Here is a 24,468-nt window from a genome sequence, read left to right as displayed (position 1 = left end):
GACCGTATCGGGGATCAGGCGGGCGGTTCCTCCGACACGCTCAGGTGTTCGGCCACTCCCGTGAGCTCGATGACGCGGCTCACGGCCGAGCTGGGCACCACCGCGAGCTCGACGTCCTGCTCCCGGGCCTGCCGCTGCGCGTGCAGGACCACGTTCAGCGCGGAGGAGTCGAAGAACGTCACTCCGGTCAGGTCGGCCACCACACGCTGCGAGCTCTTGTCCGCGATCAAACCGGCAAGAGCTTCCTGCAGCTGCGGGCTGGTGAGCAGGTCGAGCTCACCGTTGACCACCACCCGCGGCTCGGCGGCCTCGGTGTCCAGCGTGATGCCGAACCCCGGAGGGGTGGCGTTCTGGTCGGCTGCGGGCATGCAGTTTCTCCTCGTCAGGCGCTGCTGCTGCGCCGGTACGCGCCTGTGTCTCGAGCGGCAAGCCTGGGTCTCAAGCGGCAAGCCTGGGTCTCAAGCGGCAACCGTTCACGGTTCCAGGCATCTGGAAAGGCCAACCCTAACCCAGTGGGTGACCACCGCCGCGTCGGCCGCCACTGTCCCGGACAGCGGCACGCGCGGGCAAGAGCCGGACGGCGGCACCCGCATACCGACGAACGGCCGCGCGCACAGCGACCCGCGTGCCGGGTCGGCACGCGGGCGAAGTCGGGGCTGGGTCAGGCGGACAGCGGGTCGCGCTTGGCGGCGCGGCGTTCCCGCATGAACAGCTCACGGCGTTCGATCTCGCCGAGGCCACCCCAGATGCCGTACGGCTCCTGTACGGTCATGGCGTGCTTACGGCACTGCGCCAGCACAGGGCAGGTCTGGCAGATCGCCTTGGCGCGCGACTCACGACGCTCGCGCGCGGACCCACGCTCGTTGTCGGTGTGGAAGAACAGACTGCTGTCCGCGCCTCGGCAGGACCCTTGCAGCTGCCACTCCCACTCCTCGGCGACCACGTTGGGCAGCCGGCTCACGTCAGCCATCTCGTCCCCACCTTTCCCGGGATCAGCACTTCGACCCGTACATGCCCGCCGGTCGCGCGAATCAAACCCGGGTTTGGTTTGCTCACACCCCGGGCATGAGCAGACCGGGCAGCACAGGACACGGCCGAGTGAGCCGGAGAGAGGACCGCACGTGGAGGACAACGCCCCGCTCGATCGGGAGGACGCCCAGCTCATCGAGGTGCGGACGGCGGCCATCCCGCACGTGGTGCCCACGCTGCGCACGATCGTCGCGGACATCGCGATGCGCCAGGACTTCGACCTCGACGCGGTGGAAGACCTGCGGATGGCGGTGGACGAGGCCTGCTCGATGCTGCTTCCCTCCGCGGCCGACGGCAAGCTGACCTGCGTGTTCTCCTGGATCGAGGGCCGCATCGAGGTCACCGTCTCGGTGGTCGCCGACACCCCGGAGCACGCCGACGACACCGGGCTGTCCTGGCAGCTGCTCACCGCTTTGGCCACGTCGGCGCGCCGCACCGTGACGCCGGCCGACGGTCGTTACCTCTCTCGGGTGCAGCTCGTCCGGGAGAGTGAGGTGGCCCGACCGTGACCACCCCCGCCGAGGGCGACGAGACCGATGTGGCGTCGCTGTTCGACGAGCTGGCCCAGCTGCCCGCGGGATCCGCGCGCCACGAGGCGATCCGCGACCGGCTGGTGCGCGAGCACCTCGAGCTCGCCCGCAACCTCGCGCGGAAGTTCCGCAACCGCGACGAGGCGATGGACGACCTGGTGCAGATCGCGACGGTGGGCCTGATCCACGCCGTCGACCGGTACGACCCCTCGCAGGGCACCGACTTCCTGGCGTTCGCCGTGCCCACCATTTCGGGTGAGCTGCGGCACCACTTCCGGGACAACAGCTGGTCGGTGCGGGTGCCGCGCCGGCTCAAGGAGCTCAACGCGTCGATCTCCGCCGCGCGCGAAGAGCTCACGGTGCGCCTCTCGCGCGCGCCGCGCCCGAGTGAGATCGCGCAGCACCTCGGCGTGCCGATGGAAGACGTGTACGAGGGCCTGCGCGCCGGCCAGGGCCGATACGGCGCTTCCCTGGACAACCTGCTCGAGAACTCGGCGCACACCCGCTTCGGCGCGCCCGACGCGAACCTCAGCCAGGCGGAGCTGCGCGAGGCGCTGCGGCCGATGCTGGACAGCCTGCCGGAGCGGGAGCGCAAGATCGTGGCGCTACGGTTCGGCTCGGGCATGAGCCAGTCGGACATCGCCCGCCGCGTGGGCGTTTCCCAGATGCAGGTGTCGCGTCTGCTGGCCTCCACGCTGAAGAAACTGCGCACGGGACTGGTCGAGACCGACATCACCGAGGGCACCTGATTCGGGGTCCCCCCACTTGGGTAGTAAGCCGGTGCGAGTAACGGACAGGTCGGGAGGTGTGGAAGCCATGACGACGTCGAAGATGCCGACGCGAGGCACCACGACACCCGCCACCGTGCGCCTGGCGCTTCCGGACGACGTCACCGCGCCCGCGATCGCCCGTCACGCTGTCCGCGCCGCGCTCGACGAGCTGGCGGTGGGCGCGCAATGGCGGGACGACGTGTTGCTGGCGACGTCGGAGCTGGTGACCAACGCGTTCGAACACGGTGAGCGGCCGGATCGGCTGGAGCTGCGGGTCTCAGAGGGGCGGCTGGTGATCTGCGTCTTCGACGCGGGCTGCGACGTGCCGCGCCTCAAGGAACCCTCCCCGGAGGCGGCGCGCAGCCGGGGGTTGCAGCTGGTGCACATGTTGTCGCAGGAGTGGGGCTACGAGCCCTGTGCGAGCGGGAAGTACGTGTGGGCCGCGTTCGCGGTCGGGTGCTGAACGATCGTTCCCCGCACCACCGCCCCGTGCGCTGCTCCTCGATCCGGCTGGGCGTCACGAGGCGCCCGTTTCCCGATCGGCCAGGCAGCGGAGGGACAAACGTGCGGGCGAAAAAACCCAGATCACCCCGCGCCGCTTCCGACCTGATCGAGTGAGCGGCGGGACCGCTCGCCGGCCGTTCGGGTCCGCTTAGGATCGACGGTATGGAGACTCGCAAGATCACCCGGCTGGGGCGTGAAGTGTCCGCGATCGGCCTGGGGTGCTGGCAGCTCGGCGCCGACTGGGGCAACGTCGACGAGGCCGAGGCGATGGGCGTGCTGCACGCGGCGGCCGACGAGGGCGTCACGTTCTTCGACACCGCCGACGTCTACGGCGACGGCCGCAGCGAGACGCTGGTCGGGCGCTTCCGCCGCGAACGCGGTGACGGCGTGTTCGTGGCCACGAAGATGGGCCGGCGCGCCGAGCAGGTGCCGGAGAACTACGTGGAGAAGAACTTCCGCGAGTGGAACGACCGGTCGCGCCGGAACCTCGGCATGGACACGCTCGACCTCGTGCAGCTGCACTGCCCGCCTACGGCCGTGTACTCGTCGGACGCCGTGTACGACGCGCTCGACCGGATGGTGGACGAGGGCCGCATCAAGGCCTACGGCGTGAGCGTGGAGACCTGCGACGAGGCGCTGGCCGCGCTGGAGCGCCCCAACGTCGCGTCCGTGCAGATCATCCTCAACTGCCTGCGCCTCAAGCCCCTCGAGCGCGTGCTGCCCGCGGCGATCGAAACCGGCGCCGGGATCATCGCGCGCGTGCCGCTGGCCTCAGGCCTGCTGTCGGGCCGCTACACCGCCGCGACCACGTTCGGCACCGACGACCACCGCAACTTCAACCGCCACGGCGAGGCGTTCGACGTCGGCGAGACCTTCTCAGGGGTGCCGTTCGACGTCGGGCTCGAGGCTGTGGAGCGCCTGCGCGGGCTCGTGCCGGAGGGGCAGACGGTGGCGCAGTTCGCGCTGCGCTGGATCCTCGACCAGCTCGGCGTCTCCGTCGTGATCCCGGGCGCGCGCAACGCGGAGCAGGCGCGCGGCAACACCGTCGCCGCCGGGCTGGCCCCGCTGCCGGAAGAAGCCGCGGCCGGAGTGCGCGCCACCTACGACGAGCTGATCCGCCCCCTCGTGCACGACAAGTGGTGACGAGGTGACCCCGGAGGAGCTGCTCACCACCACCCGCGCGGTCCGCAAACGCCTCGACCTGTCCCGGCCCGTGCCGAGCGAGCTCATCGAGAAGGCGCTGACGATCGCGTTGCAGGCGCCCAGCGGCTCCAACCGCGAGCACTGGCACTGGGTCGTGGTGACCGACCCGGACCAACGCGCCGCCATCGGCTCGCTCTACCGCCGTGCGACGCACGAGTACATGGCGTCGTCGGGTTTCGCGGGCAAGCTGTACGCGGACGACCCTTCGCGCGCCGCGGTGCAGCACCGGGTCGGCTCCAGCGTGTCTTATCTGGCCGACCGCATGGGCGAGGTGCCGGTGCTGCTGATTCCTTGCCTGGAGACGTCGTCGGCGGAGCTGCCGGCGGGAAACCAGGCCGGGATGTGGGCGTCGTTGTTGCCGGCGGTGTGGAATTACATGCTGGCTGCGCGGTCGCTTGGGCTCGGCACTGCGTGGACGACGCTGCATCTTGCGTATGAGGAGGAAGCGGCGGAGGTGTTGGGGTTGCCGGAAAATGTGCATCAGGCTGCGTTGATTCCGACGGCGTATTACACGGGTGAGACATTCAAGCCGGCGGTGCGGCAGCCGTTGGCGAGTGTGTTGCACGTGGATCGGTGGTGAGGTGGCGTCCTCGTGGTGGCTTGGGTGGGCTGCTGCGAGGACGCCTTTGTTTTGCTGGGGCGCTTCTTGCTTGACTGGGGAGTCGTTGGGGCGGGGACGGTAGCGGCCGCGCGGTTGTTGATGCGCAGCACCGCTCACTTCGCGACAGCGCGCTCGACAACGCCGCCGAATGGCCCTTCCGGGCGAACTTTGTCAGCTCCCCCTCGCGCGATGGCATAACCCACCCTCCCGGGGACCGCCCATGATCCATTCTACCGGCGCACACCGACACAACTCGGTATCCACAGGAGTTGTCCACAAGCGACCGAAGTTGTGGACAACTCCACGGCCACGGCCACAGTCGCCGCAATGACAACCCCCGCACCCGCAGCGCCGCAATCGCAGCCGCGGCCCAGCCGCGCAGCGGCAGCAACCGCCGCAGCGACAACCACCGCAGCCGCGGCGCCATAGCAGCAGCAGTCGCAGTGACAAGCGCTGCCACCGTCCACCCCCGCAACGAATTCCGTCCGAGGTAAGCGCCACCGAGCGAAGGAACTGCTGTCCCGCAACAACAAGCCGCGAGTGGCGCCCTCACTGCCAACCATGGCCAGGAGGACGCCACTCGACAGCTACTCGGCGACCGCGCGACGCCACTCGACAACTACGCAGCAACTACTCGGCGACTGCGAGGCGACTACTCGACGACTGCGCGACGACCAACCGATCGACTACCCGACGATCAAGACCACCAGCCCACTACTCCACCGTCAACGTCAACCTCTGCACACCCCAATCGTTCGCCTGACTACCCGGCAGCCACACATCCACGATGTCGTCCTTGATCCAGCTGCCGATGTCGGCCGCGTAGCAGTGGCCGTAGCCCGGGACGGAGACGCGGGTGCCCCAGGGGAGGTTGCGGGCGTCGACGGCGCAGAAGCCCGGGCCGGCCTGGTAGCCGAGGGCGGTTTGGGCGACGTCGTTGTAGGCGGTGACGCGGTAGTTCAGCGTGGTGCCCTTGGCGAGGGCGTACGGGGCCAGCGCGCCGGACGCCGAGACGCGGTAGGCCGTGGAGATCTGGCCGAGGGAGCCGGGTGAGTTGTCCTCGGCGGTCATGGCGTAGAGCTGGTAGTTGGCGTTCTGGCAGGGGCTCGCGTCGGTGACCTGGAGCGTCGGCTGGCCCCAGTCGCTGATCCACTGCAGGGCTTGACCGTTGCGAAACGCGCGGTACGCCTTGGCGCCCGGCACGCGGGAGAACGTGAAGGTGACCTTGCCGTCGGTACCGAGCCGGCCGGTGACGCCGCCGGGGGCGGGCAGGCGGTTGCTCACGTTCACGGCGCCGACGAGTGAGCCGGGGCCGTGGCCGCCGGAGACGGGGCGGTCGGGGATGGTGCCGGTGTAGAAGTGCTGGCACGCGGGCAAAGTCGCGGCTTGGGCCGTGGCGACGGGCACGGTGACGAGCGCGCCGAGCGTGAGCACGGCAGCACAAAGGGACTTGAGCTTCATTCGGGGCCTCCAGGGGGACCGGGGTGGAGGAACCCGTGCACGGGACACCGACGTTAGGGAGCGCCGGACCGAGCCGTCAATAGGTCTGGACCATTCGGCCGCTACCCGGTGTCAGAGCGTGGCGAAATACCGGTCCAGCCGCTCGGCCAGCTCAGCCGGACGGCTCAACGCCACGCAGTGCGACCCGTCGATCTCGTCGGCTTCGAGACCGAGCCGGTCGCGGACCAGGCGCCGCTGCAACGCGGGGCTGAAGAAGCGGTCGTCGCGGCACAGCAGGGCGCGCGTGGGGAGGTCGGGCAACCCCGGCTCCGGCCACGGCTCGTTGTACTCGGCACTCGCCTGGTCGCGCCCGCGGCGCAGCGACTCCTCGGCGAGCTCCGGCGGCACGTCGGCGAGGTACTGCTCGGTGACCGACAACCCCTCCCCCGGGTTCTCGTACCCGACATTGCCCCACCACTGCGCCGGCGCCTCGCCCGGCGCGGGCACCATGCCCGCGACGAACACCAGCAGCCGCGCGTCGAGCCGCCGGGCCGCGATCGGCGCTGTGAACCCGCCGTAGGAGTGCCCGACCACCACCACGTCGGACGCGTCGCCCACGGCGGAAACCGCCGCGTCGGCCAGATCCGCGAACTTCGACGCCGGATCCTCGATCGGCAGGTCCGGTGCCACGGCTTCATGGCCACGCGCGCGCAACTGCTCCGCGACCAGGTGCCACTCCCAGCCACTGCCGCCACCGCCGTGGATCAACAGGAACATCGCCATGCCGGGAGCCTAACCGCGGGCACCGACAATTCCGGTCACAGCGGCGAGGTCGTGCGCAGCGCCCGCAGCGTGGTGCCGCACTCGAGACAGCGCGGAGCGACTCCGCTCGCACCGTTGCCGAGCACACAACGCACGCAGAACACCGTCGGGCACTTTTCGCACTCCATGCCGACCCGTGGTCCGTGGTAGCGGACCAAGGCTTCCACCGGTGCCTCGCGCTCCACCGGGTCGCCGCACCGGCGGCAATGGCCCAACCCGAGTTCACGCAGGGTCTCCGACGCCTGCGGGTGCCCGAGGTACGCGGCGTGCGCGAGGTGGACTTCGCTTTCGCGGGTCCGGCCGAGCCGCCCCAGCACCATGGCGAGCGTGTTGTGCCCGTCGGCGTGGGCCGGCGCCAGTTCGACGCACTTGGCCAACGGCGCGACCGCCGCCTTGGCGTCACCGGCCTCCGCCAGCGACGCCCCCAGGAAGAACTGCGCGTCGACGGATCGCCGGTCGGCGCGCACGGCGTCCTTGAAAGCCTTCGCCGCTTCCGCCCCGCGGCCCTGCCGCCACAGGCTCATCCCCAGCTCGAAGGGATCACCGTCCTGCGCCCGCCGGGAGAAGATCCCCATCCGCAGCTCCATTCGGTCGCCCCGGAGCTCAAGGCGAAAAAGATCAGGCCGGGCAGCGCTTGAGCATGTCCTGCAGCGCGGTCTTCTCACCGGTGGTGATCGTGAGGCCGTAGTAGTGCTTCACCGTGACCCAGTCCGTGGCGTACGTGCACCAGAACGACACCAGCGGCGGCTTCCACTCGTCGGGCGCCTTGTCGCCCTTCTGCTGGTTCAGGTTGTCCGTGACGGCGAACAGCTGCGGCCGCGTGAGGTCGTTGGCGAACTGCTCGCGCCGGTCCGTCGTCCAGTCGCGTGCACCGCTGGCCCAGGCCTGGCCCAGCGGCACCATGTGGTCGATGTCCACGTCGCCGGGCTTGGTCCAGGTCTCGGCGTCGTACACGCTGAACCAGGTGCCCGACGTCGGGTTGCAGTCGGTGCCGGCCTTCACGTCCTTGCCGTCGCGCTTGAGCACCGTTTCGCGCGTGTTGCAGTTGTGCCCCTGGTTGTCCCAGTGCGGGAACTTGTCACGGGAGTAGCCGGACATCGACGTGCGCGGCGCGATTTTCAGCTCGGCCAGCTGCTGCGCCACGTCGGCCGGCGCGGCGCCCTGCGCGGGCCCGGCCGGCGCGGCACCGCTTTGCCGTCCGGCGTACCAGATTCCGGCCACGGCCACCACGAGAGCCACGACCACCAGCAGGATTCGCTGGGTGGGAAACGTCCGGGCCATGCGCGCGCGATCCTCTCGACGGGTTCGGGAGGCGGCAGTATGCCCCGGCGCGAGGCTCGTGACCGTGCCGACACTCTCAGCAGCGGGCGAACCGTGTCCGGGACCACGTGTCACGTCCGCGCCGCGACGAGCGACTACGGGGTGGGGACAGGCGGAAGGGAGCGTGGCCGATGAGCGGGCGGCTGCGGAAGTGGAACTCGCGCGTCGACGACTACCTGCAACGGAAGGCCGCGGAAGGCGGCAACGTCGTGGCGATGACCCGCATCGGCGCGTCGTTGCGGGAGCGCGGCGAGGTGGCGGAGGCCGAGACCTGGTTCCGGCGCGCCGCGGCCGGCGGCGACCGGATCGCGATGACGGCCCTGGCCAACCTGCTGGCCGAGCGCGGCGTGCTCGACGAGGCCGAGCGCTGGTACCACGAGGCCGCCCACGCCGGCGAGCCGCGCGCGATGCTGGGCCTGGGCCGCGCCTACGAACGCCGCGGCCGCGCCACGGACGCCGAGCACTGGTTCCACCAGGCCGCCGCGGCCGGCGACGTCGACGCGATGGGCGCGCTCGGGCACCTGCTCGCCGAGCACGGCCGCTACGACGAGGCCGAGGACTGGTGCCGGCGCGCGGCGAGCTCCGGCACCACGTCGGCGATGATCGACATCGGCATCGTGATGCGCGAACGCGGCCGCTACCGCGAAGCCACGCGCTGGTGGCGTGAGGCCCTCGCCGCCGGCGACCACTCGGCGACCTGCCTGCTCGGGCGCCAGTCCGAACGCTTCGGCAAGCTCCAGGACGCCGAGTCCTGGTACCGCCAGGGCGCCACGTCGGGCAACGTCGAGGCCGCCGTGCGCCTCGGCCTCCTCCTGCACCGCCGCGGCGATGTCGACGAGGCCGAAGCGTGGTATCTCGACGCGGCCGAGTCCGGCGACCCGGCCGCGATGACCAACCTCGGCGTGCTCGCCCGCAACCGCGGCGACGAAGGCGAAGCCGCCGCTTGGTACCGCAAGGCGGCCGAGCACGGCAGCATCCCGGCGTTGACGAACCTTGGGCACCTGGCCGAGGCGCGCGACGAGCTGGCGAAAGCCGAGCGGTTCTTCCGCGCCGCGGCGGAGACCGGCGACGTGCAGGGGATGCTGAGCCTGGCGCGGATGCTGCAGGCGCGCGGGGCGACGGACGAGGCGGACACCTGGCTTTCGCGGGCGGAGGAGTCACAGGGCGAACACGACCGCGCCTGACCACCCGGCGAAGCCCGCCACCACCGGACCCGGTTCCGCACCCCCACCGCGTGGATCATGGCCAGCCGCCACTCGGGTGAATAATGCCCGGTAGCGCACTCTATTGTGTGATCCAACTCACAGCTCTAATGTGGGACGGGACTGCTCCCACCACCGAGCGCAGGGAAGTGCCGCCATGGTCGGCTCTCCGAGTACTTCTCCAGGTGCGGTGGCGGCGCTGTTCGAGCGCCGCGTCGTGCCGGGTGGAGAGCTGGGCGTGCAGGCTCGGGCGGTGGCGCAGGCGTGCCACGGGATGGCGCGGCGGTTCCACCGCGGCGGGAAGCTCGTGGTGTTCGGCAACGGCGGCGCGGGCACCGACGCGCAGCACGTGGCCGTGGAGTTCGTGCACCCCGTGATCGTCGGGAAGCGGGCGTTGCCGGCGATCTCGCTCACGGCCGACGTCGCCACGCTCACGAGCGTCGCGAACCGGCAGGGGCTCGACGAGATCTTCAGCTACCAGATCGAGTTCCTGGCCGAGCCGCAGGACATCGCGCTCGGCATCTCGTCCGACGGCCACTGCGCCAACGTCCGGCGCGGCCTCGAAGCCGCCCGCGAGCTGGGGATGCTCACCATCGCGCTCACCGGCGGCACCGGCCCGCGCACCATCACCGCGGACCACGTGCTCGAAGCGCGCTCGGACGACCCCCGCGTGGTCAAGGAAATCCACGTCACGACCTACCACGTGCTGTGGGAGCTCGTGCACGTGTTCTTCGAACAACCCGGTGTCCTCGCACCGGAGGTGGCGTCGTGAACGCGCGTGACGCCGACAGAGCACCGGCCCCCGCCTGTCACGACGGGGTCTGCATCACCTGTTCCGATACCGCGGTCGAAGTGACCGTCGTCGAACTCCTGGACCTCGGGTTCGCGGTGGTGGACACCGGCCAGGGCAGGGAGGAAGTGAGCGTCGCACTGGTGGATGCCGGTGTCGGCGACCGCGTCCTCGTCCACGCCGGAGAAGCCATCGCTCGTCTGGAGGTTCCCGAGTAGCCGAGGGAGTTGAGCGCCATGGCACGGGACTCCATTCCCGTAGGCGCGAGTGGCCTCGAAGAGCTCTACCCGTTCCTGTACGCGGGTACGAGTGACGTCGACGCCGTCCTGGCCCAGGTCCAGCAGTCCACTGTGGAGAAGGCCCGCGAGATCGTCGCGCTGCGCCGCCAGGTGCTCGAGACCGACGGCGAGCGCCTCGCCGCGTGCGCGCGGGACCTCGCGCGGGCGTTCGCCGGCGGTGGCCGGTTGCTGGCCTTCGGCAACGGCGGCAGCTCCACCGACGCGCAGGACCTCGCGAGCCTCTTCCTGAGCCCCGACGGCGACGCGCGACCACTGCCGGCCTTCGGTCTCACCAACGACATCGCGGTGGTGACCGCCCTGTCCAACGACATCGGGTTCGACGTCGTGTTCTCCCGGCAGGTCGGCGCCTTCGGCCGCCGCGGCGACATCGCCGTGGGCCTGTCGACCAGCGGGAACTCGGCGAACCTGCTGGCCGCCTTCGACGAGGCCGCGCGCCGCGGCCTCGTCACCGTCGGCATCGCCGGGTACGACGGCGGAAAGATGGCCGAGCTGCGCACGATCGACCACCTCTTCGTCGTGCCGTCGCCTTCGGTGCACCGCATCCAGGAAGCCCAAACGACCCTTTACCACGCACTGTGGGAACTCACCCTCGGTGCGCTCGACGACCTCGAGGGTGAACAGCCGTGACCCATGCGCAGAAAACCCCTGCCCCAGAAGAAGAGAAGCCCATCCACATCCTGTGGATCAACGCCGGACTGTCGTGCGACGGCGATTCGGTCGCGCTGACCGCCGCCACCCAGCCGAGCATCGAGGAGATCGTGCTCGGCGCGCTGCCCGGCCTGCCGAAGATCCAGGTGCACTGGCCGCTGATCGACTTCGAGTGCGGCCCGGACAAGGGCGCCGACACGTTCATCGAGTGGTTCTACAAGGCCGACCGCGGTGAGCTGGAGCCGTTCGTGCTGGTCGTGGAGGGCTCGATCCCCAACGAGGCCATCAAGGCCGAGGGCTACTGGTGCGGCTTCGGCAACAACCCCGAGACCGGGCAGCCGATGACCACCAGCGAGTGGCTCGACCGCCTCACGCCCAAGGCCCTCGCCGTGGTCGCGGCCGGCACCTGCGCCGCGTACGGCGGGATCCACGCCATGGAGGGCAACCCGACCGGGGCGATGGGCGTGCCCGACTATCTCGGCTGGGACTGGAAGTCGAGCGCCGGCCTGCCGATCGTGTGCATCCCCGGCTGCCCGACGCACCCGGACAACTTCTCCGAGACGCTCACCTACCTGCTCTACCAGGCGGCCGGCCACGCGCCGATGATCCCGCTCGACGACCACCTCCGTCCACAGTGGCTCTTCGGCGCGACCGTCCACGAGGGGTGCGATCGCGCCGGCTACTACGAGCAGGGCCAGTTCGCCGAGGCGTACGACTCGCCGAAGTGCCTGGTGAAGCTCGGCTGCTGGGGCCCGGTCGTGAAGTGCAACGTGCCCAAGCGCGGCTGGATCAACGGGGTCGGCGGCTGCCCGAACGTCGGCGGCATCTGCATCGGCTGCACCATGCCCGGCTTCCCCGACAAGTTCATGCCGTTCATGGACGAACCACCCGGCGCCCACGTCTCCTCGCTCGCCAGCGGCGCGTACGGCTCGGTGATCCGGCGCCTGCGCAAGATCACCGAGAAGAAGGCCGATGCCGAACCCAAGTGGCGGCACAAGGGCAAGCAGCTCGAGACCGGCTACCGCTCCTCTTGGCGCTGAAAGGACCCGGGACATGACGCAGACACAGCGGAAGAGCAGCGGCAAAGCCAAGACCGACCTCGTCGAGATGGCCTGGGACCCGATCACGCGCATCGTCGGCAGCCTCGGGATCTACACGAAGATCGACTGGGCGGCCAAGAAGGTCGTGGAGTGCCACAGCACGTCTTCGGTCTTCCGCGGCTACAGCATCTTCATGAAGGGCAAGGACCCGCGCGACGCGCACTTCATCACCAGCCGCATCTGCGGGATCTGCGGCGACAACCACGCCACCTGCTCGGTCTACAACCAGAACATGGCCTACGGCGTGCGCCCGCCGCACCTCGGCGAGTGGATCATCAACCTCGGCGAGGCCGCCGAGTACATGTTCGACCACAACATCTTCCAGGAGAACCTCGTCGGCGTGGACTACTGCGAGAAGATGGTGGCCGAGACCAACCCCGGCGTGCTGGAGCTGGCCAACCGCACCGAGGCGCCGCACGCGCGTGACCACGGCTACCGGACCATCGGCGACATCATGCGCTCGCTCAACCCGCTGGAGGGCGAGTTCTACCGCGAGGCCCTGCAGGTCAGCCGGTCCACGCGCGAGATGTTCTGCCTCATGGAGGGCCGCCACGTCCACCCGTCCACTTTGTACCCCGGCGGGGTCGGGACGATCGCGACGGTGCAGCTGTTCACCGACTACCTCACCCGGCTGATGCGCTACGTCGAGTTCATGAAGCGCTGCCTGCCGATGCACGACGACCTGTTCGACTTCTTCTACGAAGCCATCCCCGGCTACGAAGAGGTCGGCCGCCGGCGCATCCTGCTCGGCTGCTGGGGCAGCCTCAACGACCCGCAGTACTGCGACTTCACCTACGAGAACATGGAGTCGTGGGGCCGCAAGATGTTCGTCACGCCCGGTGTGGTCGTCGACGGCAAGCTCGTGACCACCAGCCTGCTCGACATCAACCTCGGCATCCGGATCCTGCTCGGCTCGTCCTTCTACGAGGACTGGGAGGGCATGGAGAAGTTCGTGACGCACGATCCGCTGGGCAACCCCGTGGACGCGCGCCACCCCTGGAACCAGCACACGATCCCGCGGCCGCAGAAGCGCGACTTCGACGACAAGTACTCGTGGACGATGTCGCCGCGCTGGTTCGACGGCACCGACCACCTCGCGCTCGACACCGGCGGCGGCCCGATCGCCCGGCTGTGGGTCACGGCGCTGGCCGGCCTCGTGGACACCGACTACGTGAAGTCCACCGGGCACAGCGTGGTGATCAACCTGCCGCGCACGGCCACGAAACCCGAGGTCAGCTTCGAGTGGAAGATCCCGAAGTGGAGCAACGCGCTCGAGCGCAACCGCGCGCGCACGTACTTCCAGGCCTACGCGGCCGGGCTCGCGCTGCACTTCTGCGAGCGAGCGCTCGCCGAGGTCCGCGGCGGCCACACCAAGACGTGGGAGCCGTTCACGGTGCCTGAAGAAGGCGTGTCGTGCGGGTTCACCGAAGCGGTGCGCGGGGTCCTTTCGCACCACATGGTGATCAAGGGCGGCAAGATCGCGAACTACCACCCGTACCCGCCGACGCCCTGGAACGGCAGCGTGCGCGACTCCTTCGGCACTCCGGGCCCGTACGAGGACGCGGTGCAGAACACGCCGATCTTCGAGGAGAACAGCCAGGAGAACTTCAAGGGCATCGACATCATGCGCGCGGTGCGCAGCTTCGATCCCTGCCTGCCCTGCGGCGTGCACATGTACACCGGCAAGGGCAAGACGCTCGACCGGATCCACACCCCCCACGCGTTCGGCGGAGAGGTGTTCTGAACCATGACGGACCACGACGTCGGCCAGGTCGGCGAACGCATCGAGCAGCTCCTCGGTGAGCTCGCGGCGGAGGCGGGCAGCACCGTGGCGGACCGGGCGGAGGACCTGGTCCGCACCCTGCTCGAGTTCTACGGCGCCGGCCTGACGACGATCGTGTCCGTCCTGAGGGAGGACGTCGCCGGTGAGGCGCTGCTGGAGCGCCTCGCCGGCGACGACCACGTGCGGGGGCTGCTGGTGCTCCACGACCTGCACCCCAAGTCCACTTTGGACCGCGTGACCGAAGCGCTCGACGAGGTGCGGCCGTACCTGGGTTCGCACTCCGGTGACGTCGACATCGTCGGGATCGACGCCGAGGGCGTGCTGCGGCTGCAGCTGCAGGGCACGTGCGACGGCTGCCCGTCCTCCACCGTCACGGCGAAGCTGGCCATCGAACGTGTGGTGCGCGAGGCCGCGCCGGAGCTCACCGACGTGGTGGTGGCCGGCGTGGTGCCCGAGCAGACCGGCCCGGGCGGACGTCCGCTGCTGCCGCTCGAGGCCGTGGAGCCGCTCGAGTGCCCCGTCCCCGTGGAGCAGGCATGACGGGCGGTCTGCGCAAGTTCCTGACGCCGGCCGAGCGACCGGCGCCGGGTGAGCGGTGCGAGCTGTGCACGGAGCCGGTCGGTGTGAGCCACGGACACGTGATCGACCTCGAATCGCGCACGATCATGTGCACCTGCCGGGGCTGCTACCTGCTGTTCACGCACACCGGTGCCGGCGGCCACCGGCACCGGGCGGTGCCGACGCGCTACCGGCACACCGCGCGGTTCCCCGCCGGCGCCACGCTGTGGGAGACGGCCGGGATCCCCGTGCGGATGGCGTTCCTGTTCTACAACTCGGTGCAGGAGCGCGCGGTCGCGTTCTACCCCAGCCCGGCCGGCGCAACGGAGTCGCTGCTGCCGCTGGGCACGTGGACGGAGCTGCTGCAGGACCAGCCCGAGTTCGCCGACGTGGCGCCCGACGTGGAAGCGGTGCTGATCACCAAGCACGACGTCGGGTTCGAGGCGTTCCTCGTGCCCATCGACGCGTGTTACGAGCTCATCGGCCTCGTCCGCCTGCACTGGCGGGGCTTCGATGGCGGCGAAGAAGCGCACGAGGCCATCGACCGCTTCTTCGCCGATCTCCGTGATCGCGGAGCCGCTGATGGCTGAGCTCACCTTCGACTGCCTGGACGTGCGCCCGGTGAAGTACGCGGCGTCGCCGACGCTCGCGTTCAGCATGAAGATCACCGAGCTCACCGCCCAGCCGATCCACGCGCTGGTGCTGCGGGTGCAGCTGCGGATCGAACCGCAGCGCCGCCGCTACAGCAGCCGGGAGGCGGAGCTGCTCACGAACCTGTTCGGCGACCCGGCCCGCTGGGGCGAGACGTTGCGGCCGTTCCAGTTCGCGACCGTGGCCGTGATGGTGCCGAGCTTCACGCGCACCACGGAGTTCCAGCTCGAGGTGCCCTGCACGTACGACCTGGAAGTGGCGGCCGGCAAGTACTTCCACGCGCTCGCCGACGGCGTGGTCCCGCTCGTGCTGCTCTTCAGCGGCACGATGTTCCCGAAGGGCGGCCCCGGGTTCTGGGTCGAGCCCGTGCCGTGGCACACCGAGGCCGAGTGCCGGATGCCGATCGCCGCGTGGGACGAGCTGATGAACCAGTACTTCCCGAACGTCGCGTGGTTGAAGCTGCACCGCGAGACCGTGGACGCGCTGCTGCGCTACAAGTCGCGCCACGCCATCCCGACGTGGGACGCGGCGATGGAACACCTGCTGGCGAACGTGGGTGATGACCTGTGACCGGCATTCTCGACCAGGCGCGCGCCGTCGGCGACGCCGTGCTCTACGAGGGGTACCTGCTCTATCCCTACCGCGCGTCGGCGCGGAAGAACCGCGTGCGCTGGCAGTGGGGCGTGCTCATGCCGCCGTCGTACGCGTCGCAGGAGCGCGGCGAGTACGCGACTTCGCGCACGGAGTGCCTGCTGGAGCCGCGCAAGCACACGTCGGTGCACCTGACGCTGCGGTTCCTGCAGGCCCAGGAACGCCTGGTGCACGACGGCCACGGGTTCGTCGACGCCGTGACGGTGGGCGGCAAGGACTACACGACGTGGGACGAGGCCGTGGAGCACGAGCTGACCTTCGTGGTCCCGGTCGCCGAACTGCTCGCGCAGCCCGTGGAGCTGCCGTTTTCCGTGCCGCCGGCCGAGACGCGCGAGTGCGTGGGCGACCACTGCACGCTCGTGCGCCGCTCCGCCGAGCTGACCGGCGTGCTCACCGCCCGCCTCGACGCGCTCGACGGCCCCTTCGGCGGCACGCGGCTGCGCGTGGACCTGCGCAACACGAGTACGTGGCCGTCGGACGGCGGCCGCGAATCGGCGCTGCGCAGGGCGTTGCTCGCCGCGCACGTGATCCTGGCGGTGGACTCCGGCCACTTCCTCTCGATGCTCGACCCGCCCGAGTGGGCGAAGCCGGCCGTCGAGGCGTGTGTGAACGAGCGCGTGTGGCCGGTGCTGATCGGCGGGTCGTCGCGGAGCCGGGTGGTGTTGGCGTCCCCCATCATCCTGTACGACGACCCGTCGATCGCCCCCGAAAGCCCTGGTGAGCTCTTCGACGGCACGGAGATCGACGAGATCCTGACCCTGCGGACGATGGCGCTCACCGACGAGGAGAAGCGCGAGGCCCGCGCGACGGATCCGCGAGCGGCGGCGCTGGTGGACCGCGTGGACGACCTGCCGCAGGAGCTGCTCGACCGGCTGCACGGCACGGTCCGGTACCTGCGTTCGGTGACCGGCGAGAACCCCGAGCCACCGGCGGACCCCGAGGTACCAACGGATCCCGTGCCCTGGTGGGACCCGGGCGCCGACGCGTCCGTCTCCCCGGAGACCGACGGCATCGTGGTCGCCGGCGTCCGCGTGGCCGCCGGCTCGCGCGTGCGGCTGCACCCGAACCTGCGGGGCGCCGACGCGCAGGACATGTTCCTCACCGGCCGCGTCGCCACCGTGCGCGCTGTGCTGTCCGATGTGGACGGAGACACGCACGTGGCCGTGACGCTCGACGACGACCCCGGCGCCGACCTGCAGAACGCCCACGGCCGCTTCCGCTACTTCTCCCCCGACGAGCTGGAGCCGACATGAGACCGCAGGTGCTGGTGGCCGGGATCGGCAACATCTTCCTCGGCGACGACGGCTTCGGCGTCGAGGTGCTCAAGCAGCTCGAAACCGAAGAGCTGCCGGAGTGGGTGCAGATCGCCGACTACGGCGTCTCCGGCCTGCACCTGGCCTACGACCTGCTCGGCGGCTACGACACCACGATCCTGCTCGACGCGACGCCCCACGGGGTCGAGCCGGGCACGTTGTCGCTGATCGAGGCCGACGTCGACGCGATGGCCGCGGCGCCCGTGATCGACGCCCACGGCATGCAGCCCGAAGCGGTGTTCCGCCTGCTGCGGCTGCTCGGCGGCGACGCGGGCCGCGTGCTGATCGTGGGCTGCGAGCCGAAGTCGGTCGAGTCCGGGATCGGGCTCAGCAAGGAGGTCGCGGCGGCCGTGCCCGCGGCCGTGCGCGCGGTGAAGGAACTGACGTGGGGCACCACCCCGCGGCTGCCGGAAGACAACCTCAAGACGGAGGTCTGACGATGTTCAAGCGGTTGCTGCTGCTGATCGTGCTCATCGGTGTGGTGGCGTGGGTCGCCAGCCAGGTGAAGCCGGATGTGCAGCGTTACGTCGACATGAGCCGGAAATAACCGTGTGCCTCGGCATCCCGGGCGAGATCATCGAGATCAGCGAGGAACGTCCGGACCTCGCGAAGGTCTCGGTGTGCGGGGTGAAGCGGGCGATCAACATCGGCCTGCTCGCCGACGACCCACCCGTGCCCGGTGAGTGGATCCTCATCCACGTCGGGTTCGCACTGTCCAAAATAGACGAGGCGGAAGCCGCCGCGGCGCTGGAGTTCCTGGAGAGCATCGGGAAGGCGTACGAGGACGAGATGGCGGCGCTTCTCGAGTCTCGCATCGACTGATCGACAAGGAGGGGCCATGCGGTTCGTCGACGAGTTCCGGGACGCGGACAAGGCGCGGGCGCTGTCCGCGAAGATCACCGCGCTGTGCGAGCCCGGCCGGCACTACAAGTTCATGGAGGTGTGCGGCGGCCACACGCACACGATCTACAAACACGGCCTCGAGGACTACCTGCCCGAGAGCGTCGAGCTCGTGCACGGCCCGGGCTGCCCGGTGTGCGTGATCCCGATGGGCCGCATCGACGACGCGATCAGCATCGCCCGCCGGCCCGGGGTGCTGATGACCTCGTTCGGCGACATGATGCGCGTGCCGGGTTCGGGCGGGAACTTCTTCGACTCCAACGCCGAGGGCACCAACATCAGGATGGTGTACTCGCCGCTCGACTCGCTCAAGATCGCCCGGCAGAACCCAGACCTGCAGGTGGTCTTCATGGCCATCGGGTTCGAGACGACCACGCCGTCGACCGCGATGACGCTGCTGCGCGCGGCCGGCGAAGGCCTCCCGAACTTCTCGGTGTTCGCCAATCACGTCACGATCGTGCCGGCCATCAAGGCCATCCTCGACTCGCCCGACCTGCGGCTCGACGGGTTCCTCGGCCCGGGCCACGTGTCCACGGTGATCGGCTGCCGGCCGTACGAGTTCATCGCCCGCGACTACGGCAAGCCCGTGGTGGTGGCCGGGTTCGAGCCGCTGGACATCCTGCAGTCGATCTACCTGTTGATGGTGCAGCTGGCCGAAGGCCGCGCCGAGGTGGAGAACCAGTACTCGCGCGTGGTGCCGTGGGACGGCAACCTCGTGGCGCTCAAGGTGATCAACGAGGTGATGGAGCTGCGGCCGTACTTCGAGTGGCGCGGCCTCGGGTTCATCTCGCACTCGGCGATGCGCGTGCGCGAGAAGTACGCCGCCTTCGACGCCGAACGCCTCTTCGACGTGCCCGGCGTCCGCGTCGCCGACCCCAAGGCGTGCCAGTGCGGTGAGGTGCTCAAGGGGGTGCTGAAACCGTGGGAGTGCAAGGTGTTCGGCACGGCCTGCACGCCGGAGACGCCGATCGGCACCTGCATGGTCTCACCCGAAGGCGCGTGCGCGGCCTACTACAACTTCGGCCGGTTCAGCCGCAAGCGCGTGCGGGAGGCGAGCCACGCATGACCACCACGGAACGCGAGCAGCAGGTGCTCGACCGCATCGAACGCGCCCGGCGGCGGCGCGCGAAGGTGCGCGAGGAGCGCATCACGCTGTCCCACGGCTCGGGCGGCAAGGCCACGCACACGCTGATCGAGGCGGTGTTCCTCGACGCGTTCCGCAACCCGCTGCTGGAGCCGATGGAGGACGCGGCCGCGCTGGCCATCGGCGGGGCACAGCTGGCGTTCACCACGGACTCGTTCGTGGTGTCACCGCTGTTCTTCCCCGGCGGCAACATCGGCGATCTGGCGGTGAACGGCACGGTCAACGACCTCGCGGTGTCCGGCTCCCGGCCGCTGTACCTCACGGCGGGGTTCATCCTCGAGGAAGGGTTCCCGGTCGAGGACCTGCTGAAGATCGTCGACTCGATGAAGGCGGCGGCGCTCGCAGCCGACGTGCAGATCGTCACCGGGGACACGAAGGTCGTGCAGCGCGGCAAGGGTGACGGCGTGTACGTGAACACCGCCGGCATCGGCGTCTCCATCCGCTCCGGGCTCGGCGTGACCTCGGTCCGGCCGGGTGACGCGGTGCTGGTGTCGGGGCCGATCGGCGACCACGGCGTCACGATCATGCTGGCGCGCGGCGAGCTGGACATCGACTCGGACATCGAGTCCGACACCGCACCCGTGCACGGGCTGGTGGCCGGGCTGCTTGCCGCGGTGCCCGGCGTGCACGCGATGCGCGACGCGACCCGCGGCGGCGTGGCGACGATCCTCAACGAGGTCGCGGCCGGTGCACAGGTCTCCGTGATCGTGGACGAGAACGCGGTGCCGGTGCGCGACGAGGTGCGCGGTGCGTCGGAGCTGCTCGGCATCGACCCGCTGTACGTGGCGTGCGAGGGCCGCATCGTGGCGTTCGTGGACGGCACGCAGGTGGACACCGCGCTGGCCGCGCTGCGGTCGCACCCGCTCGGCGCGGAGGCGGCGGTGATCGGCCGCGTGGCCGACGACCCGCCGGGGCTGGTGCTGCTGAACACCGCGTTCGGCGGCACGCGGATCGTGGACATGCTGGTGGGCGACCCGCTGCCGAGGATCTGCTAGTGCACGAGATGTCGATCACGCAGAGCGTCGTGGACGCGATCGTCTCGCGGCTGGGGTCGCAGGCCGTGCGCAGTGTGCGGCTGGAGATCGGCCGGCTGTCCGGGGTGGTGCCGGACAGCGTGCGGTTCTGCTTCGACGTGGTGTGCGCGGGAACGTCGCTGGACGGGGCGGAACTGGAGATCGACGAGCCGCCCGGGCGGGCCTCGTGCCGCGACTGCGGGGCGGAGTTCGGGATCGACGACCCGATCCTGCTGTGTCCGTGTGGCAGCGCGAACGTCGAGGTGCTGACGGGGCGGCAGCTGCGCATCAAGTCGGTGGAGGTGGTTTGAGATGTGTGCGACGTGTGGTTGTTCGGACTCGGCCTCGGTGCGCGTTGATCATTCGCACGCTGATCATTCCCACGCCGAGGCTTCGCGCACGGTGGTGCTGGAGCAGGACGTGTTGGCCAAGAACGACCACCTGGCCGCGCACAACCGGGCCCGGCTCGCCGAGCTGGGGATCTTCGCGGTCAACCTGATGAGCTCGCCCGGCGCGGGCAAGACGACGTTGCTGGAACAGACCGTGCACGAGCTGGGCGGTTCGACCCCGCTCGCGGTGGTCGAAGGCGATCAGGAAACGCTGCTCGACGCCGACCGCATCAAGGCCTCCGGCGCGCCGGTCGTGCAGATCAACACCGGCGCCGGTTGTCACCTCGACGCGACGATGCTCTCGCGCGCGCTCGACACGTTGGCGCCGGCGCGCGGTTCGGTGGTGTTCGTGGAGAACGTCGGGAACCTCGTGTGCCCGGCGTTGTTCGATCTGGGCGAGGCGGCGCGCGTGGTGATCATGTCCGTGACCGAGGGGCCGGGGAAACCGCTGAAGTACCCGCACATGTTCGCGTCGACGGATCTGGTGCTGCTCAACAAGATCGACCTGTTGCCGTACGTGTCGTTCTCGGTGCCGGAGTTCCTGCACGACCTGCGCCACGTGAACCCGGACGCGCGCGTGGTGGAGATCAGCGCGACTCGGGGCGACGGCCTCGAAGAGTGGTACGGCTGGCTGCGACAGCGACCTGGCCGAGGCTGATCCCGCCGTCGTTCGTGGGCACGCGGGAGTGGGTGAGCACGCGGAAACCCTGGTCGGCCAAGGACGTGGTGGTTCGTTCCAGGAGCATGAGGTTCTGGAAGACGCCGCCGGACAGGGCGACCGTCGTGAGCCCTGTCGTGTCCCTGAGGCGGACGCAGGTTTCGGTGATGGCTTCGGCGACGCCGTTGTGGAAGCGGGCGGCGACGATCGGGCGGGCGGTGCCGGCGTTGAGGTCCTCGACGACTGCTCGGAGCAAGTCCACACCGGACAGTTCCTCCGGCGTCTGCGCGCAGCGGTAAGCAGCGCGTTCGGCCGGATCGGCGAGTTGTTCCAGCTCGACGGCGGCCTGGCCTTCGTAGTTGATCTCGTCGCGGACACCGAGGACGGCGGCGACGGCGTCGAACAGCCGGCCGGCGCTGGACGTCAGCGGTGAGGCCAGGCCGGTGCGCGCGAGGTGGACGACGTGGTCCCACTGGTGCTCGTGCCGGGCTCGCAGTGCTTTCGACGGGATGCCCGCGGCGTCGAGATACGCGGCGGCCATGCGCCAGGGCTGGCGGATCGCCGTGGTGCCGCCGGGCAGCCGGACGGGCGTGAGGTGCGCCAGGCGGTCGAACCCGGTGAGGTCGGCGCGGAGGAACTCGCCGCCCCAGAGGGTGCCGTCGGTGCCGTAGCCGGTGCCGTCGAACGCGACGCCGAGGACCGGGCCGGTTTCGCCGTTGTCGGTGAGGCAGGAAGCGATGTGGGCGTGGTGGTGCTGCACCCCCACGAGTTCGACGCGTTCCAGGTCCAGCGCGTATTTCGTGGACAGGTACTCGGGGTGCAGGTCGTGGGCGACCACCGTCGGCGCGATGGCGAACAGCTCGCGCAGGTGCGCGATGCCGGTCTCATACGCCTTGAACGTTTCGTAGTTGTCGAGGTCACCGACGTGGTGGGAGAGGACCGCGTGGGTGTCCTTGGCCAGGCAGAACGTGTTCTTCAGTTCCGCGCCGCAGCCGAGGATGTGCTCGGTGAGCCGTGGGCGCAGCGGCACCGGCTCGGGTGCGTAACCACGCGAACGGCGCTGCAACTGCACCCGGTCGCGCCACACCCGCACCACGGAGTCGTCGGTTCGCGTGTGGATGGCCCGGTCGTGCGTGAGGAAGGCGTCGGCGATCCCGGCGAGCCGGGCGAAGGCGTCTTCGTCGCGGTAGACGATGGGCTCGTCGGACACGTTCGCGCTGGTCAGCACGATCGGCCGGCCGAGATCGCCGAGCAGCAGGTGGTGCAGCGGCGTGTACGGCAGCATGACCCCGATACGGCGGTTGCCGGGCGCGACCGAGGGCGCGAGCGGTCCGTTCGCGCGGCGCGGAAGCAGCACGATCGGCCGCCGGCGCCCGGTCAACACGGCCGCGGCGAGCTCGTCGACGTCGGCGATCTCGCGGGCGGCGGCGAGATCGGGAACCATCACCGCGAACGGCTTGTCCTCGCGGTGTTTCCGGCCGCGCAGGGCGGCCACGGCCGGTTCGTTCATCGCGTCCACGGCGAGGTGGTAACCGCCGAGTCCCTTCACCGCCACCACGGCGCCGGCGCCGAGTGCGTCCACAGTGGACGCGATCGGCTCGCCGCCGCCCGAGAACACCAGTCGTGGCCCGCACGCCGGACAGCACACGGGCTGCGCGTGGAACCGCCGGTCACCCGGATTTTCGTACTCCTGCCGGCACTGCGCGCACAGCGCGAAGCCGGCCATGGTCGTGAGCGGCCGGTCGTAGGGCACGCCGCGCACGATCGTGAAGCGCGGCCCGCAGTTCGTGCAGTTGACGAACGGGTACCGGTAGCGCCGGTCCCCCGGATCCCGCAGCTCCGCCAGGCAGTCCGCGCAGGTCGCGCTGTCCGCGGACACCCACGTCGCCGCCTCGCCGCCGACCGGACTGGCCACGATCTCGAAGCCGCTCGACCCCGTGGCCGGCACTTCGCCCACCCGCACGTCGTCGACCACGGCCAACGGCGGCGCTTCGGCCCGCAGCGCCGTCACGAAGGCGTCGAGGTCGCGTCGCGCCCCCTCGACCTCCACGAACACCCCGCGGCTGTCGTTGCCGACGAAGCCGGCGAGCCCGAACCGCCGCGCGAGGCCATGGACGAAGGGCCGGAACCCCACGCCTTGCACCACCCCGTCGACGCGCACCGCGAAGCGCACGAGCGCCACCGGCTCAGTCCGCGCCGGCCTGTTCGGGTGCGGACGCGAGCCGCCACTCGCGCGGTGAAACCCCGTACGCCGCCTTGAACGAACGGCTGAAGTGCGCCGCGTCGGAGAAGCCCCAGCGGTGCGCGACGGCGGCCACCGTCGCGCTCGTGCGGCCCAGGTCGCGGCGTGATTCGGCGAGCCGCTGCTGCTGGATCCAGCGCACCACGGACACGCCTTCGGCCGAGAAGAGCTTGTGCAGGTAGCGCACGGAAATCCGGTGCGCGGCCGCGATCGACGCCGGCGACAGATCGGGCTCGCCGAGGTGCTCGGCGATGAACGCGCGGATCCGTAGCAGCTGCGTCGGCTCGGGGGTCGCGGCGCCGTCGAGCACCAGGGACTCCAGCAGGTTCAGCGCTGAGGCAGCGAGCCGTTCGCCGGCCACGCCGTCGGCCGCCGTGAGCTTCGCCAGGAACGGCGAGGCGAGCGCGGGCACGCCGGAATCGGGCCGCAGCGCGGTGGCCGTGATGCGGTGCAGGTCGGCGTCGGCGACGCCGAGGAACCGGCGCGGCACCATGAACACCTTCATCTCGAACTCGCCGGGGAACCACAGCTCGTACGGGCGCGCGGCGTCGTAGAACACCAGGTCACCGGGGTGCAGCACGGCGCGGCGGCCGTCCTGGGTCACCACGCCGGGGCCGAGGTTCTGCAGGCCGAGCAGCACGAACTCGTCGCCGGCCTCGGCCACGAGCCGCGGCGTGCGGCGCACGCGCTGCGCCGCCGCGTGCACGGTGGAGAGCTGGAGCCGGCCGAGGCGGTCGTTGGCGACGGAGCCGGAGAACGCGTCGGCGTCGGGTGTCGCGACGTTGAGCGGCACGAACGAACGGCACACGACCTCGTGCCAGAAAGCCACCCGTTCGGCCTCCGGCTGCGTGTCGGTTGTCAGCACCATGCTCATCGCACCACCACCTGAGCAGCAAGTATGCGCTGAT

At 70.2% G+C, this 24,468-nt stretch carries 29 protein-coding genes; 21 read left to right on the top strand and 8 right to left on the bottom strand.

Features of this window, described 5'->3' with window-relative positions:
- Positions 1 to 14: 14 nt before the first annotated feature.
- Both VSH64_RS38855 and VSH64_RS38850 read right to left on the bottom strand, forming a co-directional pair.
- A complete protein-coding gene (locus VSH64_RS38855; protein WP_220245742.1) occupies positions 15 to 368 on the bottom strand; it encodes an STAS domain-containing protein in 354 nt (117 codons plus the stop codon).
- Positions 369 to 661: 293 nt separating this feature from the next.
- The gene (locus VSH64_RS38850) at positions 662 to 970 is read right to left on the bottom strand and encodes a WhiB family transcriptional regulator (protein ID WP_326567734.1); all 309 of its coding nucleotides are present in this window, start codon (positions 968 to 970) and stop codon (positions 662 to 664) included.
- 151 nt (positions 971 to 1,121) lie between these two features.
- Between VSH64_RS38850 and VSH64_RS38845 the strand changes: the two genes are divergently transcribed.
- The 5 genes from VSH64_RS38845 (at position 1,122) to VSH64_RS38825 (ending at position 4,616) form a co-directional block, all read left to right on the top strand.
- Positions 1,122 to 1,538 (top strand): anti-sigma factor, encoded by a 417-nt coding sequence (locus tag VSH64_RS38845; RefSeq protein WP_326567733.1) that lies wholly within the window; start codon positions 1,122 to 1,124, stop codon positions 1,536 to 1,538.
- Positions 1,535 to 2,308: a SigB/SigF/SigG family RNA polymerase sigma factor gene (locus VSH64_RS38840; protein WP_326567732.1), complete on the top strand. Its 774-nt coding sequence runs from the start codon at positions 1,535 to 1,537 to the stop codon at positions 2,306 to 2,308. Before VSH64_RS38845 ends, VSH64_RS38840 begins: the two co-directional genes overlap by 4 nt.
- Positions 2,309 to 2,375: 67 nt before the next feature.
- On the top strand, positions 2,376 to 2,792 hold the full coding sequence (locus VSH64_RS38835) for an ATP-binding protein (protein WP_326567731.1): 417 nt from the start codon (positions 2,376 to 2,378) through the stop codon (positions 2,790 to 2,792).
- Positions 2,793 to 2,995: 203 nt separating this feature from the next.
- Positions 2,996 to 3,976, top strand: a complete 981-nt coding sequence (locus VSH64_RS38830) for an aldo/keto reductase (protein WP_326567730.1) — start codon at positions 2,996 to 2,998, stop codon at positions 3,974 to 3,976.
- 4 nt (positions 3,977 to 3,980) lie between these two features.
- The gene (locus tag VSH64_RS38825; protein ID WP_326567729.1) at positions 3,981 to 4,616 is read left to right on the top strand and encodes a nitroreductase family protein; all 636 of its coding nucleotides are present in this window, start codon (positions 3,981 to 3,983) and stop codon (positions 4,614 to 4,616) included.
- A 735-nt stretch (positions 4,617 to 5,351) separates the two neighbouring features.
- Here VSH64_RS38825 and VSH64_RS38820 read toward each other — a convergent pair.
- The 4 genes from VSH64_RS38820 to VSH64_RS38805 form a co-directional block, all read right to left on the bottom strand.
- Positions 5,352 to 6,098, bottom strand: coding sequence for a 3D domain-containing protein (locus VSH64_RS38820; RefSeq protein ID WP_326567728.1), 747 nt, complete (start codon positions 6,096 to 6,098; stop codon positions 5,352 to 5,354).
- 111 nt (positions 6,099 to 6,209) lie between these two features.
- Complete coding sequence (locus VSH64_RS38815) at positions 6,210 to 6,860, bottom strand: alpha/beta fold hydrolase (protein ID WP_326567727.1); 651 nt, start codon at positions 6,858 to 6,860, stop codon at positions 6,210 to 6,212.
- 35 nt (positions 6,861 to 6,895) lie between these two features.
- Positions 6,896 to 7,474, bottom strand: coding sequence for a tetratricopeptide repeat protein (locus tag VSH64_RS38810; protein ID WP_326567726.1), 579 nt, complete (start codon positions 7,472 to 7,474; stop codon positions 6,896 to 6,898).
- A gap of 43 nt (positions 7,475 to 7,517) precedes the next feature.
- Positions 7,518 to 8,180, bottom strand: a complete 663-nt coding sequence (locus VSH64_RS38805) for an HNH endonuclease family protein (RefSeq protein WP_326567725.1) — start codon at positions 8,178 to 8,180, stop codon at positions 7,518 to 7,520.
- A gap of 170 nt (positions 8,181 to 8,350) precedes the next feature.
- Here VSH64_RS38805 and VSH64_RS38800 point away from each other — a divergent pair, with 170 nt between their 5' ends.
- The 16 genes from VSH64_RS38800 to hypB all read left to right on the top strand — a co-directional run bounded on the left by VSH64_RS38800 (position 8,351) and on the right by hypB (position 21,318).
- Positions 8,351 to 9,403: a tetratricopeptide repeat protein gene (locus VSH64_RS38800; RefSeq protein ID WP_326567724.1), complete on the top strand. Its 1,053-nt coding sequence runs from the start codon at positions 8,351 to 8,353 to the stop codon at positions 9,401 to 9,403.
- A gap of 175 nt (positions 9,404 to 9,578) precedes the next feature.
- Positions 9,579 to 10,193 (top strand): D-sedoheptulose-7-phosphate isomerase, encoded by a 615-nt coding sequence (locus tag VSH64_RS38795; RefSeq protein ID WP_326567723.1) that lies wholly within the window; start codon positions 9,579 to 9,581, stop codon positions 10,191 to 10,193.
- Positions 10,190 to 10,429, top strand: a complete 240-nt coding sequence (locus tag VSH64_RS38790) for a HypC/HybG/HupF family hydrogenase formation chaperone (RefSeq protein ID WP_407655589.1) — start codon at positions 10,190 to 10,192, stop codon at positions 10,427 to 10,429. Before VSH64_RS38795 ends, VSH64_RS38790 begins: the two co-directional genes overlap by 4 nt.
- A gap of 18 nt (positions 10,430 to 10,447) precedes the next feature.
- Positions 10,448 to 11,137, top strand: a complete 690-nt coding sequence (locus tag VSH64_RS38785) for a D-sedoheptulose-7-phosphate isomerase (protein WP_326567722.1) — start codon at positions 10,448 to 10,450, stop codon at positions 11,135 to 11,137.
- On the top strand, positions 11,134 to 12,198 hold the full coding sequence (locus tag VSH64_RS38780) for an NADH-quinone oxidoreductase subunit B family protein (RefSeq protein WP_326567721.1): 1,065 nt from the start codon (positions 11,134 to 11,136) through the stop codon (positions 12,196 to 12,198). Before VSH64_RS38785 ends, VSH64_RS38780 begins: the two co-directional genes overlap by 4 nt.
- A gap of 13 nt (positions 12,199 to 12,211) precedes the next feature.
- On the top strand, positions 12,212 to 14,002 hold the full coding sequence (locus tag VSH64_RS38775) for a nickel-dependent hydrogenase large subunit (protein WP_326567720.1): 1,791 nt from the start codon (positions 12,212 to 12,214) through the stop codon (positions 14,000 to 14,002).
- Positions 14,003 to 14,005: 3 nt separating this feature from the next.
- Positions 14,006 to 14,581: a NifU family protein gene (locus VSH64_RS38770; protein ID WP_326567719.1), complete on the top strand. Its 576-nt coding sequence runs from the start codon at positions 14,006 to 14,008 to the stop codon at positions 14,579 to 14,581.
- A complete protein-coding gene (locus VSH64_RS38765; protein ID WP_326567718.1) occupies positions 14,578 to 15,189 on the top strand; it encodes a DUF5947 family protein in 612 nt (203 codons plus the stop codon). The genes VSH64_RS38770 and VSH64_RS38765 overlap by 4 nt, the downstream gene beginning before the upstream one ends.
- Positions 15,182 to 15,820 (top strand): DUF6084 family protein, encoded by a 639-nt coding sequence (locus tag VSH64_RS38760; RefSeq protein ID WP_326567717.1) that lies wholly within the window; start codon positions 15,182 to 15,184, stop codon positions 15,818 to 15,820. The genes VSH64_RS38765 and VSH64_RS38760 overlap by 8 nt, the downstream gene beginning before the upstream one ends.
- Positions 15,817 to 17,154 carry a hypothetical protein gene (locus VSH64_RS38755; protein WP_326567716.1) on the top strand — a complete coding sequence of 446 codons (1,338 nt, stop codon included), beginning with the start codon at positions 15,817 to 15,819 and terminating at the stop codon, positions 17,152 to 17,154. Before VSH64_RS38760 ends, VSH64_RS38755 begins: the two co-directional genes overlap by 4 nt.
- Positions 17,151 to 17,651, top strand: coding sequence for a hydrogenase maturation protease (locus VSH64_RS38750; protein ID WP_326567715.1), 501 nt, complete (start codon positions 17,151 to 17,153; stop codon positions 17,649 to 17,651). Before VSH64_RS38755 ends, VSH64_RS38750 begins: the two co-directional genes overlap by 4 nt.
- 112 nt (positions 17,652 to 17,763) lie before the next feature.
- Positions 17,764 to 18,036, top strand: a complete 273-nt coding sequence (locus VSH64_RS38745) for a HypC/HybG/HupF family hydrogenase formation chaperone (protein ID WP_326567714.1) — start codon at positions 17,764 to 17,766, stop codon at positions 18,034 to 18,036.
- 16 nt (positions 18,037 to 18,052) lie between these two features.
- Positions 18,053 to 19,180 carry a hydrogenase formation protein HypD gene (hypD, locus tag VSH64_RS38740; RefSeq protein WP_326567713.1) on the top strand — a complete coding sequence of 376 codons (1,128 nt, stop codon included), beginning with the start codon at positions 18,053 to 18,055 and terminating at the stop codon, positions 19,178 to 19,180.
- Complete coding sequence (gene hypE, locus VSH64_RS38735; RefSeq protein ID WP_326567712.1) at positions 19,177 to 20,253, top strand: hydrogenase expression/formation protein HypE; 1,077 nt, start codon at positions 19,177 to 19,179, stop codon at positions 20,251 to 20,253. Before hypD ends, hypE begins: the two co-directional genes overlap by 4 nt.
- Entirely contained in the window at positions 20,253 to 20,582 is a 330-nt protein-coding gene (locus VSH64_RS38730) for a hydrogenase maturation nickel metallochaperone HypA/HybF (protein ID WP_326567711.1), read from the top strand. The genes hypE and VSH64_RS38730 overlap by 1 nt, the downstream gene beginning before the upstream one ends.
- Before the next feature lies 1 nt (position 20,583).
- Complete coding sequence (gene hypB / locus VSH64_RS38725) at positions 20,584 to 21,318, top strand: hydrogenase nickel incorporation protein HypB (protein ID WP_326567710.1); 735 nt, start codon at positions 20,584 to 20,586, stop codon at positions 21,316 to 21,318.
- Here hypB and hypF read toward each other — a convergent pair.
- Entirely contained in the window at positions 21,248 to 23,491 is a 2,244-nt protein-coding gene (gene hypF, locus VSH64_RS38720; protein ID WP_326838149.1) for a carbamoyltransferase HypF, read from the bottom strand. The two genes, hypB and hypF, sit on opposite strands and share 71 nt — an antisense overlap.
- 13 nt (positions 23,492 to 23,504) lie before the next feature.
- The gene (locus tag VSH64_RS38715; protein ID WP_326567709.1) at positions 23,505 to 24,434 is read right to left on the bottom strand and encodes an AraC-like ligand-binding domain-containing protein; all 930 of its coding nucleotides are present in this window, start codon (positions 24,432 to 24,434) and stop codon (positions 23,505 to 23,507) included.
- Positions 24,435 to 24,468: the final 34 nt, after the last annotated feature.

Origin of the sequence: Amycolatopsis rhabdoformis (genome assembly GCF_035918295.1) — a bacterium.
Lineage (GTDB): Bacteria > Actinomycetota > Actinomycetes > Mycobacteriales > Pseudonocardiaceae > Amycolatopsis > Amycolatopsis rhabdoformis.
The sequence above is the reverse complement of the archived record's forward strand: the minus strand, read 5'-3'. Positions and strand labels throughout refer to the sequence as shown.